Here is a 13070-nt window from a genome sequence, read left to right as displayed (position 1 = left end):
TGAAAGAATGCGCATTAGAATTATTTTTATTGATTACTAGCCTAGGAGTGTACAAATTTGAATAAAAAAGACATCGCAAACTTTCGTAAACAATTTAAAGTAAATAACGATCTTTTAAAAATACATGAAATTTTTTATGTGTACATTATGAAGGAATCCAGTGATATCTATCATCATCAAAGCTTCCCTTTTGAGATGCTAGAGCAGGAACAGAAAGAGCTATTTATGGATAACTTTAAGAAAGTACTATCCGGACAGCTGGATGAGAAGTTATTTGAATTAAAGTTCCAGCGTGATGTAGCAGATAATAGTCAGCTCATTCTTCACCAAGGTCTTTTAAGTCAGGATACGGAAGAATGGAAGGCACAAATGCTTCGCCTCGTAGAAAAAATGCTGAAGGATAAGCAATATGAAATGGATATTGTCGTAACCTTCATTCGAGGTGAATACATGAAGCCGATGAAAAGGCGGAGTGAAGAGTCGGAAGAAAGTGAACGAGATACGGTTTACTCCCATTCGTATATTTTATGTAGTATGAATAAAACACTAGATCCAAAGAAAGAATTATTGTTCGACTATGTGGAAAAAGAGTTCAAATATAATATTGTCGTTGATCCAATCATTAATCTGAAAGCACCAATATCCGGATTTCTGTTTCCTGCATTTACGGATAATGCAGCAGATGTTAATCATGTACTCTATTCTGCAGGAAAAAAGTATGAGCTGAACTATCATTTTATTGAGGAAGTATTGAACGCAGAAGAAACCATGACTGCTCAAGACGATAAAATTGTTTTTGAGGAAATTGTAAAGAAAGTAACGGGGGACCAAATTAATACCTCTACCCTATCCAATGTTTATGATGAAATTCATCGTGTCATGGAAGAGAATGAAGAGGAAGAAATTCCAAGGTTAGACTACAAGGATGTAGAAAAAGTTCTGAAGCATAGTGGTGTAAAAGATGTTGATACCGAAAAGGTAGAGTCAGCATTTAAAACCGTCATTGATGATGAAAAATATGAGTTTAAAGCAAATAATATTGTACCAAAATATACGTCTAAATCTATCAAAATAAAGACAAAGGTAGCGGATATTTCCGTAAGTCCACAGGACTTGCGATATGTACGTCAAGTTACCTTTGATGGAAAGCTTTGCTTGATGATTGAAGTCGAAGAAAATCCTTTAATTGAAGGTTTTGAAATGATACCAGAGGCACTATTCCATAAAGCAAATGACGAGCAGGAATAATGAAAAGACAGGAGATTAAGTCTCTTGTCTTTTTATTTTATACCATAAAGGCCTTTATTAACAAAATCATTAATAAGTCGAGCCATTTCCTCGGACGACTTATCCATTCCGTTAGCCATCCACATCTTTATTATTTGAATACTTCCACTGATAATAAAAGAGCTTAAGTAGTTAGAAATTTCCTTATCAAAATGATATATTTCCATCCAATTCTTCATAATAAATTGATGTGCTATGGTCATAACCTTCCGTTCGAAGGAGGATTGCCCACTTTGGTTAAGCAGTGCTTCACATTCATCCTGCTTGGAAGCGAAATATTCTAGTAGTTTTTCTGTCATGAGGATAGCATCATCCTCCTCATGTAGATTATACGTACGTAAGTATTTCTGCAAATCCTCAATTAGTTCTTCCTCAATTTGTGTGAGCAGGGCATATTGGTCAGCATAATGCGCATAGAATGTTGAACGATTAACATCGGCAATCGCACATATTTCTTTTACTGTAGTCGCAGAGAGTGGTTTTTCTTTTAATAGCTGCATCAGACTATCCTTTAGAACCATCCGCGTATACTTCTTTCGTCTATCTAATTTTTCAGATGTCATCGTTGTTTCCTCCAAGAACTATAGTTATCCAACACAATTAAAATGACTGTCGGGAAACCTACAAGTTATATAAAACTGTTTGTTGTAAAACCAACACCGTGTTATATAATGATAAAGTGTATTAGGTAATTATGCAAGAAAGGGTGAACGGAGATAGATATTGCAGCAAGGATCATTAAACAAAAAAAGCCCATCGTGATTTCATTTATCATCATTACATTCATTAGTGTCATTGCTCAGTTTGCGGTATCGGTAAACTACAATATGGTAGATTACCTGCCAGAGGACGCACAATCAACAGAAGCAATGGATCTAATGAAGGAAGAGTTCGATGGCTCTGTACCGAATACAAGAGTCATGATGAACGATGTTACCATACAGGAAGCACTAGCCTTTAAAGAGAAACTGTCAATTATTGAGGGCGTTTCAGACGTTACGTGGTTAGATGACGCCATCGATATGAAAACACCGATTGAAATGGCAGATGCGGAAACGGTTGAAACGTATTACAAGAATAGTCGTGCTTTATTTACCTTCAGTATTGCTTCAGGAGAAGAAGTAGCAGCGACAGATGCCATCTATGATCTCATTGGTGAATCAGGGGCAATGTCGGGTGAGGCATTAAATACAGCTACCCAGCAAAAAATGGCTGTGTCCGAGACGATGTATGCAGCAGCGTTATTAGTACCGATTATTGTCCTGATATTAATCTTGTCGACGAATTCATGGATTGAACCGGTATTCTTTTTAACTGCAATTGGGGTATCGGTATTAATCAACCTTGGAACCAACATATTTATTGGTGAGGTATCCTTTGTTACACAATCGGTTGCACCTATACTACAGCTTGCGGTTTCACTAGATTACGCTATCTTTCTCTTGCATAGCTTCTCAGATTATAGAAAGAAAGTATCCGAACCAACAGAAGCCATGAGACTTGCGATGAAGCGTTCATTTCCTGCGATTGTGGCTAGTGCTTCGACTACTTTCTTTGGGTTTATTGCACTTACGTTTATGGAATTTGAGATCGGTTCCGATTTAGGACTAAATCTAGTAAAAGGAATTGTTTTAAGCTTTATTAGTGTCATGGTCTTCCTGCCAGCACTAACATTGATGTTTTACAAATGGATTGATAAAACCAAGCACAAGCCTTTACTTCCGGCCTTTAAGAATATTGGTAAGCGTGTTGTGAAGGTAAAAATACCAAGCCTTCTTATTGTGTTCCTTCTTCTGATACCAGCATTTTTGGCACAAGGGCAGACCAACTTTATCTATGGAATTGGAGAGCAGCCAGAGTCAACTCGTGCTGGTAGTGATATCGTCAAGATTGAAGAAGCATTTGGTAAAAGTACACAAATGGTGTTACTTGTTCCAAAAGGAGATATTGCAAAGGAAGAAGAATTAGTCCGAGAGCTAGAGGATATGGAGCCTGTTAAAAGTGTACTTTCATACGTGAACACAGTTGGGTCAGCTATTCCTCCAGAGTACGTGGATGATGCTGTGAGGGAACAGTTCTATTCGGATCACTATAGTCGAATTGTACTTCAAACCAATACAGAGACCGAGGGTGATGAGGCTTTTAGCTTTATAGAAGATGTACAACAAGTTGCTGAAGGGTATTACGGAGATGAGTTTTTCTCTCTCGGGGAAAGTGTAACGTTGTATGATATGAAAAATGTTGTTCAAGAGGATAACACAGTGGTTAACTTACTGACTGTCATTACAATTGCCTTTGTATTACTTGTCACGTTTAAGTCGATTACGTTGCCAATTATTTTACTACTTACAATTCAGTCAGCAGTATGGATAAACTTGTCCGTTCCTTACTTTACCAATTCATCCTTGGTGTTTGTTGGCTATTTAATTGTTAGTACGGTTCAATTAGCGGCAACAGTGGACTATGCCATTCTTTTAACAGAGGCGTATAAAGAAAATCGAAAAGAAATGCCAGCATTAAAAGCAATTAAGAAAACACTGGATGAGAAAATATTCTCGATTGCGATTTCAGCGTCAATATTATCTAGTGTTGGGTTCATTCTATGGATGACGTCGTCTAATCCAATTGTATCATCCATTGGTTTACTACTAGGGCGTGGGGCATTATTAGCATTTATTATGGTAGTATTTTTCCTACCTGCCTGTTTGTTAGTGTTTGATAAAGTAATCGATAAAACTACCTGGAAAGCAAATTATTATAAGGAGAAATGATGATGAGGAGAATGAAAAAGATACTACTTGTTTTAGCAGCTGTAATCCTTCTATTACCCTCATTTCTTATTACGGCTAAAACAAATGACAATAATGTAGAGGAAAGAACAATTCAAGGTGATGGGGAGGTTGCTTCGAAGGATGAAGTAATCTATGCAACATTGGATGCAACTGGAGAAAGTAAAGAAGTCTATGTCGTCAATACGTTAGATGTCATAAAAGAAGGATCGATTCTCGATTATGGCCATTACTCAAGCTTGCGAAACTTAACCAATTTGGAAGAAATTGATCACCAAGATGATGCGGTGAAATTCACAGCTTCAGCGGGTAAGTTCTATTATCAGGGTAATATCAATGATGCAGCTCTTCCATGGGATATTTCAGTGTCATATTTCTTGGAAGGGAAGGAAATTTCTCCAGAGGAGTTAGCTGGAGAAGATGGTCGTGTGCAAATTCGTATGGAGACATCTGCTAATGAAGATGTTAATCCGGTATTTACGGAAAATTATCTGTTACAGATTTCACTTACACTAGATACAGAGGTATTCCGTAACATTAAAGCAGCAGATGGTATGATAGCAAATGCGGGGAAAAATAAGCAGGTGACCTTTACTGTTATGCCTGAAGATGACGCAGAGCTAGTACTCGAAGCGGATGTTGAAGGATTTGAATTGGATGGCATCAACTTCTCAGGAGTTCCATCTTCTATGCCAATCGATGAAATTAACGTCGATGGAATGACGGGCGATATTAACTCCTTAACAAGTGCTATTGCTGAAATAAATGATGGTGTTGGAGAGTTAGATGCTGGCGTTACGGAATTGAATAATGGTGTCGTTCAATTAGTGGATGGATCGGAGGAATATAAAAACGGCGTAGCAGACCTTGCAAATTCTTCAAGTGAGCTGGTAAACGGCTCGAAGGAGATCAAGGATGCGCTTATTAATGTGAATAACTCGCTTAGCGCTTCCGCTGAAATGGATTTATCCGGAATGCAACAACTAATAGATGGACTTAACCAACTTTCCGATGGTTTAAACGATACAGCTGCGGGGTTGGATTCGCTTAAGACAAATTACGGTGATGCTTACCAAGCAATAGATTATGCTATACGCGCAATTCCTGCTTTTGAAATTACGGAGGCAGAACTAGAAGCACTATCTCAAAGTAATGCTAATCAAGCGGTAATAAATGAATTAGTGGATACCTATACTGCTGCTCAAGCTGTAAAAGCAACCTATACAGACGTAAAACCGGGATTTGATGCAGTAGAAACAACGTTAACGAATGTAAATGAATCACTTCTAAAAATGGCTAATGATCTAGATCTAATGACAAATGAAATTTCTTCTTCGTTAGAGAAAATGGAAGGCTTTGAACAACTGCAACAAGGGATTGGCAAGCTTTCTTCTAACTACAAGACATTTCACGATGGTCTAGTCGAATATACTGGCGGAGTTAGCCAGCTTTCGGATGCCTATCAGGAAATTCATCATGGTATGGTGGAGTTATCGGAGGGTACAGCAGGTCTAGGAAGTGGAGTTGGAAAGCTTCATAATGGTACAGCAGAGCTTAGAGATTCAACTAGTAACCTACCAGAACAAATGAATGAAGAAATTGATGAAATGATGTCTGAGTATGATAAATCAGATTTTGAACCAGTATCATTTGTTTCGAGTAAAAACGAGAATGTAAATTCTGTTCAATTTGTTTTCAAAACGGAATCTATTATCGAAGAAAAACCAGAAATCAACGAAGAACCTATTCAAGAAGAAAAAGGGCTATGGGATTTATTTTTGGACTTATTTCGATAATGCAAGATTTTAGAGGTGCCAGTAATTGTTGCGAGTGTGCAATGGTTACTGGCACTTTTTTAGTAAGAAATTATTTCTCTGATTGCTGTTCCCTAGACTACTAGAATAAAAGCAATCCGAAAACCATAGCAACTAGTAATCCAATCACAACTGGAATAAAGCTCTTGCGAACGAGGTCAATGACCGATATTTTAGCAAAGCCTGCAATGGCGATGATTGGAGACCACGCGACAAGTGTACCGCCACCTACCCATATTGCCCCAATTTGCCCAATGGAAGCAAGTGCAGTTGGGTCTATTTCAGTTGATGAAGCCAATGCTTCTGATAAAGATCCGATTAGTGGTAGTGCTGAGAATCCAGATCCATCAAGACCAGATACCATCCCTAATACTAAGATGCCTAATGCGGTAAAGAAGGCATTATTCGGAATATAGCCCTGCCCCTCTTGAACGAGGTCAAATAGGAACGAAGGTGTTGCATTAGGATCTGTGCCGAGGATTTGACCTGCCAGTTCACCACTACCGATGAAGAAAAATGCGGCTACTGGGATAACGAGCCCCATTACTTTAAACGCAAACACAAAGCCGTTCACAATATGATCACTAACCTCTTGTAACGTTTTTTTATAGTCGCGGAAAAGTGACATAATAATGATTAAGAGAATTGCCGTACCGCCAACAAGGGAAGAACCCGCACCATCTTCTATGGGTGGTAGAAAATCGGAAAAAGTCGCCACGACAACGTATAGGATAATAATCAAAAAGATGGAAGGAACTAGAATAGCAAATACAGGACTATATTTCCCTTTGCTAATCTCGGTGTTATCCGTTTGAATGTTTAGGTCATCATCTCCACTATTTTCCCAAATCGTTAGGTTATCTTTGGCTGGTTTTTTGATAGATTTTCGAATGTTGAAGTATGCGATGGTAAGTGAGACAGCACCAGCAATTAACGATAGTATCAAAGTTTGTTCCCCAATTGCGCTCGCTTCTAACACACTACTACTTGACGCAGTTAACTCTGGTGCAACCTTTAAAATAAAATCGGATGATAGTGCCATACCATGACCTGCAAGAGAAATAGCAATGGCAGTACCAATCGGTGGTAATCCAGCTTTTATCGCGACAGGAATCAAAAGCGCTCCAATTAAAGGTACTGCAGGAGCTGGCCAGAAGAATAATGATAAAAAGTATGTGACGACAACAAGCACCCAAAACGCTAATGTTCCATTACGCATAATCTGTTGGAATGGCTTAACCATTTGCTCATCAGCACCAATGGATTGTATCGAGCGGAGAAGTGCTGTCATAATCGCAATAATTAAGAAAATATTAAAAAGCTCTGTCGCTGCTGTAAGATTGGCATTAAAAATCGCTAATATCCCATCTAAAAAAGATCCAGTAAAGGACCATGCAACCAAAAATATCATGACTAATGCTGGGACGACGACGTTTTGTCTAAATAGCATTGTAAGTATAATGCACAATGTCCCAATTAAATATAACCAATGTGCCATCGTAAGTTCCATGTACAATATCTCCCTTTATTTCAAAATGAGAATTCGGGACTATTCTATGTAATCTTGTAGGCGTGTGTGATTGTTACGAGGTATGGAAGATTTATACATCTATCTTGTAGGTACTAATTTTTGCTAATTTAGAAAGCTTTCTACTTCGGTACTATAGAAAGCAAAACTAGTTACTTGGTGATATTTTTAGAGTTTCAATTGGATTATGAGAGTAGTTTACTTTAACATGATAGAAAACGAGTTGTTGAAAAGTTAGGAGGTAGGTAAACGCATGTTGCTAAACAAGGATACACAATATCTGAAAAGAATCCATTTGAAAAAGGAAAGCATTGCATCTTACCATACGTTTCCATTTAATCTACCTGTTATAAAGAAATTTGACCAAATTGACTTTCATCCTAATGTAACATATATCGTTGGTGAGAATGGAATGGGAAAATCTACTTTATTGGAAGCGATAGCGGTTGGTTTAGGTTTTAATCCAGAAGGGGGAACATTGAATTTTAATTTTTCCAGTTATGACTCTCATTCTAATTTACATCAATACTTACGAATCGCTAAGGGCGTTAACCGCCCCAAGAATAGCTTCTTCTTCCGAGCGGAATCCTTTTATAATGTAGCAACAAATATTGAAGCATTGGATAATGAAATCTCCTATGGTTCAAAAATTATTGATTCATTTGGAGGTACATCACTTCATCAGCTTTCACATGGAGAATCTTTCTTTGCGGCTTTCATTCATCGCTTCGGAGAGAATGGACTATACATTTTAGATGAACCAGAAGCGGCGTTATCGCCTTTAAGACAAATGTCACTGCTAGCAAGGATTCATGAATTAGCGAAAGACGGCTCCCAGTTTATTATTTCAACTCATTCCCCGGTGATCATGGCTTACCCAAATGCAAAAATCCTTCAGCTCACAGTAGAAGGAATGCAAGAAACTAGCTTACAGGAAACAAATCATTATCAAGTAATGCAGCAGTTTTTTGAGGATAGGGAGCGGTTATTACATCATCTGTTGGAGGATTGAGGTAGCTCGTATAGGATAGTAATGTGTGAAAGGTAAGGAGAAAGAAAATGGAGAAAATCATGATTATAGAAGATGACTTAAAAATTGCAGTATATCTTGGAGGTTACATAACCAAATATGGTTATCAAGTTGTCATTGCTGAAGAGTTTGAAAAGTTGATGGATATCTTTCGTAAGGAGCAGCCAGACCTTATATTGCTGGATATTAACCTGCCAAGCTACGATGGTTATTATTGGTGTAGGCAGATTCGAAAAGAATCAATTTGTCCGGTCATCTTCATCTCAGCACGAACTGGGGAGATGGATCAGGTAATGGCTTTGGAGAATGGTGGAGATGATTTTATTACGAAGCCCTTCCATCCTGATATTGTGATGGCGAAGATTCGTAGTCAGCTTCGACGTGCTTATGGAGCGTATGCTTCAAAACATGAAGAAAGAGTGCTTATACAAGATGGCTTGCAGTTATTTCCAGAGCGACTCGAGCTTTGGTTTGGGAGTAATGTCGCGACCTTAACGAAAAAGGAAACAGATATTATTGAGAGCTTAATGGATCGTTTTCCGCGTGTTGCAGGTAGGGAGGATTTGCTCGTTAAATTATGGGATGACCAGGCATATGTAGATGAAAATACTTTAAATGTGAATATTACACGTGTCCGAAAAAAACTACAGGAGCTAGGGATTGAGAATGCAGTCGAAACAGTTCGAGGAGCAGGATATCGACTCAAGGTCACATGGAATAAGGGACAAGCATGAAACTATTTATACGTGATCACTTTCTACTTATCCTGCTTCAGTGTATCCAACTTATTATGATAGCAACAATTTATTGGTTAGATGGCTATCATAATGTGAAACTGATAAGCTATGCTATTTTTCTATCATTCTTTTTCCTAATCTGCTACCTAACTTATCGATATATTCGTAAGCGAAATTATTATAAACGATTATCTAATCCTATGGAGAGCTTGGAGGCATCCTTAGAACACACTGGTTCAACTGCAACAGCGGTTGCGTTGGACCAATTGCTGCGTTCACAGTACCGTCTATACTTAGAAAAACTGCAAGAAGCAGAGGATAGACAGGATGAACACCTAATGTTTATGGATCGCTGGGTACACCAGATGAAGACGCCACTTTCTGTTATTGAATTAATGGCCCAAAGCCTTGATGAGCCGGAATCATCGAGTATTCGGGAAGAGACGGAAAGAATGCGTAATGGCCTGAATACGGTTTTATATATGGCTCGTTTACGAACAATCGTGGAGGATTTTCATATTAAGCCAGTAGTCTTGTCAAAACTTGTTCATGATGTAAACCATGAAAATAAACGCTTTTTTATCCGTAATGGAGTATATCCTCAGTTAAGGGAAGACAAAGTTAACTTAACAGTTGAAACGGATGAAAAATGGCTGTTTTTCATGGTATCTCAGCTTGTACATAACGCAGTTAAATATTCTGCTGGTAAAAGTAATCAGATTGTCATTGGGCTTTATGAACAATCAGGAGAAGCGGTGTTAGAGGTAAAGGATGATGGAATCGGTATTCCTGAAGTTGACCGAAAGCGAGTGTTCAACAAGTTTTTTACTGGCGAGAATGGCCGAAATTTCCGTGAATCAACTGGAATGGGACTGTACCTTGTTAAAGAAGTAACGGGAAAATTGGACCACCGTATCGAATTGGATTCCAAAGTAGGGGAAGGCACAACAATTCGGATTATATTTAATAAGTCGCAAAACCTTACATCAATGTAAGATTCATGAAAGCATAATCGATGGTTATCTAGGAAAAAATCACGCTATACTAAGACAATAAAATGAACGAAGAAGGTGATCAATTATGCTTACATTGAATCGAATAGGTAAAGTATATGAGGGAAAAGTTGCTTATCGAGCTTTACAGGATATTCAATTAGAAATTGATAAAGGTGAGTTTGTGGCTATCATGGGCCCTTCTGGAAGTGGTAAAACAACATTGTTAAATATTATTGCTACGATTGATGAACCTACAACAGGTTCCGTGGAAGTAGATGGGAAAAATCCACATATGCTCCAGAAGAATGACTTGGCCAAATTTCGGAGACAGGAACTTGGATTTATTTTTCAGGACTTTAATTTACTCCATACATTAACGGTAGAAGTGAATATTGTTTTGCCGTTGACATTAGATGGGGCTCGCGTGAAGGAAATGAAGAAAAAGGCACATACCATTGCAGATAAATTAGGTATTTCAGGAATTATGGGGAAGAGAACCTATGAAACATCTGGTGGTCAAGCACAGCGCGTTGCGGTTGCACGAGCCATGATTCATGAACCAAAACTTTTACTTGCTGATGAGCCAACTGGTAATCTTGATTCTAAAGCATCTAAGGATGTCATGGAGATGCTAGTAACCATAAATGAAAAGGAAAAAACAAGTTTATTAATGGTGACGCATGACCCACAAGCAGCTAGTTATTCAGATCGGGTAATTTTCATCCGTGATGGTAAGCTGTATTCGGAAATTCATCGTGGGGAGAGTAGACAAGCATTCTTTCAAAAAATAATTGATATGCTTTCCTTGATGGGAGGCGACGGTCATGACTTTTCGTCAATTCGCGTTTAAAATCGTACTGCGTAACAAACGATTGTATGCCGCCTATTTTTTAAGCAGTCTATTTACCGTCATGGTGTTTTTTACCTTTGCTATTTTTGCTTTTCACCCAGCTTTCTCAGGAGGTACGGTTCATTCAAGTGCCTTATTTGGAATGGTGGTAGCTGGAGGGATTATCTATCTCTTTTCTTTCTTTTTTGTATTGTACTCTATGAGTTCGTTTCTCCAATCACGAAAGCGAGAGTTTGGGCTATTAATGACACAAGGAGCATCAAGTAAGCAAATTCGTTTAATGGTGTTTTTAGAAAATATTTTGATAGGCTTTCTTGCGACAGTAGGAGGGATATTAATTGGTCTGGTTTTTGCAAAAGTCATCCTACTCATCGCAGAAAATGTATTAATTATAAGTGAGTCACTTAATTTCTATTTTCCAACCCTTGCTATTGTTGTAACATTTATTAGCTTTATCATTCTGTTTTTTATTATCTCCATATTTGTTGCATTTGTACTTCGGACGAAAAAATTGATTGATTTAATTAAGGGTGATAAGCAATCGAAGGGGGAACCGAGGGCTAATAGTTTATTAGCAATTCTTGCAGCACTCTTACTAGCTTTAGGTTATGGAATTGCTTTATATGTTACGGGGATTTATGTGGTTTATGCATTGGTTCCGGTAGTTATCCTTGTGACAATTGGAACGTATCTGTTGTTCACCCAGCTTAGTGTTTCTATTATTCGTCGCTTAAAAAGAAATAAAGCGATATTTTGGCGTAGAACCAATATGCTATTGTTTTCGGATTTAGGTTTTCGTATGAAGGACAACGCTAGAACTTTTTTTATGGTTGCGATTATTTCAACGGTAGCTTTCAGTGCAATTGGTACACTATTCGGTTTTCAATCTTACATTACACGTGGCGTAACGGAGGCTAATCCATTTTCTATTACGTATCTTCCAACGGAGGGTAATAGTACTGATGAAAATATTCAGCAAATTAATGAGATACTTAGGGAAGAAAATATCGAAGCAGAGATGAGACAAGTAGAACTGTCTTATTATGAATATTCCTCTCGTGATCAAGGTGTTTTGATTGTAAAGGCTTCAGACTACAATGACTTTGCTAGTTTAATTGGTGAAAAACAAGTCCAGCCTGCTGAAAACGAGGCGATTGTTGTAGATCAAAGCTCAAAAGTCTTAGCCAATTCAAATGAGGCTGAAGCACTGATGGAAACACCAATTATATTGGAAAATGAGACAGAGCTTCAACCATCTACCAGAATTCAAACAGAGGTATTTCCAGAGTTATCAGGTTACTATATTGTCCATGACAATCGATATGACGAGCTCAGTGCCCCTACTAGAAGTAATCAATACTATGTTTGGCAAGCGGAAGAAGGGCAGACTGACCAGCTTGTAGATGCAGGACGAATTATTGAAGATAAAGTTGGATATGAGGCACAAGTAATGGATTATATCACTTATCAAATCAATAAGTCCTATGGACCAATATTATTTATTGGTTTATTCATCGGTATTGTGTTCTTTGTATCCGCAGGGAGCTTCCTTTATTTTCGGTTATACACGGATTTAGACGAAGACAAGCGCAAATTTCGTTCCATTGCCAAGATTGGGTTAGCACAAGGAGAACTGAATAAAGTCGTGAATAGGCAGACTGTGCTCTTATTTTTTGCGCCAATCATGGTTGCATTAATTCACGGCGGTGTCGCTCTTACTGCGCTATCCCACTTGTTTGACTTCAATTTGACTAAGGAAGCTGTGCTTGTACTGGGAAGTTTTGCTTGCATTCAAATGATTTATTTCATAATTGTACGTTTTTTCTATGTCAAACAAATAAAACATGAAATATACTAAAATTAAGTAGGATGGGGAGTGTTACCCTGTCCTGCTTTTTGTTGGTTGTGAATATTTAAAGATAAACACAATCCTCCCCTTATACGATTGGAAGAACATAATTCTTTATATGTCATACGCTCTTTTGAAAATTGTACAAACCTGTTCAAACCAAGTGTGAGAACAGCAACTGATTCATCTAG

The 13070-nt window shown here is 38.0% G+C and carries 10 protein-coding genes; 8 read left to right on the top strand and 2 right to left on the bottom strand.

Annotated features, from left to right (window positions below; all coding sequences use genetic code 11):
• Positions 1-57: 57 nt before the first annotated feature.
• Positions 58-1248, top strand: a complete 1191-nt coding sequence (locus ABC228_RS12225; RefSeq protein ID WP_345825426.1) for a DUF4317 domain-containing protein — start codon at positions 58-60, stop codon at positions 1246-1248.
• A gap of 32 nt (positions 1249-1280) precedes the next feature.
• Here the strand turns inward: ABC228_RS12225 and ABC228_RS12220 are convergent, their stop codons facing one another.
• Positions 1281-1850 carry a TetR/AcrR family transcriptional regulator gene (locus ABC228_RS12220; protein WP_345825425.1) on the bottom strand — a complete coding sequence of 190 codons (570 nt, stop codon included), beginning with the start codon at positions 1848-1850 and terminating at the stop codon, positions 1281-1283.
• A gap of 264 nt (positions 1851-2114) precedes the next feature.
• Here ABC228_RS12220 and ABC228_RS12215 point away from each other — a divergent pair, with 264 nt between their 5' ends.
• On the top strand, positions 2115-4058 hold the full coding sequence (locus ABC228_RS12215) for an efflux RND transporter permease subunit (RefSeq protein ID WP_345825524.1): 1944 nt from the start codon (positions 2115-2117) through the stop codon (positions 4056-4058).
• 2 nt (positions 4059-4060) lie between these two features.
• Positions 4061-5872 (top strand): methyl-accepting chemotaxis protein, encoded by a 1812-nt coding sequence (locus ABC228_RS12210; protein WP_345825424.1) that lies wholly within the window; start codon positions 4061-4063, stop codon positions 5870-5872.
• A 100-nt stretch (positions 5873-5972) separates the two neighbouring features.
• Here the strand turns inward: ABC228_RS12210 and ABC228_RS12205 are convergent, their stop codons facing one another.
• Positions 5973-7400, bottom strand: coding sequence for a hypothetical protein (locus tag ABC228_RS12205; RefSeq protein WP_345825423.1), 1428 nt, complete (start codon positions 7398-7400; stop codon positions 5973-5975).
• A 271-nt stretch (positions 7401-7671) separates the two neighbouring features.
• On the opposite strand from ABC228_RS12205, the gene ABC228_RS12200 reads away from it, so the two are divergent.
• From ABC228_RS12200 to ABC228_RS12180, 5 genes are all read left to right on the top strand, one after another.
• Entirely contained in the window at positions 7672-8430 is a 759-nt protein-coding gene (locus tag ABC228_RS12200) for an AAA family ATPase (protein WP_345825422.1), read from the top strand.
• Between the two features lie 47 nt (positions 8431-8477).
• Entirely contained in the window at positions 8478-9182 is a 705-nt protein-coding gene (locus ABC228_RS12195) for a response regulator transcription factor (protein WP_345825421.1), read from the top strand.
• Complete coding sequence (locus tag ABC228_RS12190; protein ID WP_345825420.1) at positions 9179-10180, top strand: sensor histidine kinase; 1002 nt, start codon at positions 9179-9181, stop codon at positions 10178-10180. The genes ABC228_RS12195 and ABC228_RS12190 overlap by 4 nt, the downstream gene beginning before the upstream one ends.
• An 85-nt stretch (positions 10181-10265) precedes the next feature.
• The gene (locus tag ABC228_RS12185; RefSeq protein ID WP_345825419.1) at positions 10266-11030 is read left to right on the top strand and encodes an ABC transporter ATP-binding protein; all 765 of its coding nucleotides are present in this window, start codon (positions 10266-10268) and stop codon (positions 11028-11030) included.
• Positions 11005-12888, top strand: a complete 1884-nt coding sequence (locus ABC228_RS12180; RefSeq protein ID WP_345825418.1) for an ABC transporter permease — start codon at positions 11005-11007, stop codon at positions 12886-12888. Before ABC228_RS12185 ends, ABC228_RS12180 begins: the two co-directional genes overlap by 26 nt.
• Positions 12889-13070: the final 182 nt, after the last annotated feature.

Origin of the sequence: Ornithinibacillus xuwenensis (genome assembly GCF_039614845.1) — a bacterium.
GTDB classification, from domain to species: Bacteria; Bacillota; Bacilli; order Bacillales; family Amphibacillaceae; genus Ornithinibacillus; species Ornithinibacillus xuwenensis.
This window is presented reverse-complemented; position numbering and strand designations above follow the sequence as displayed.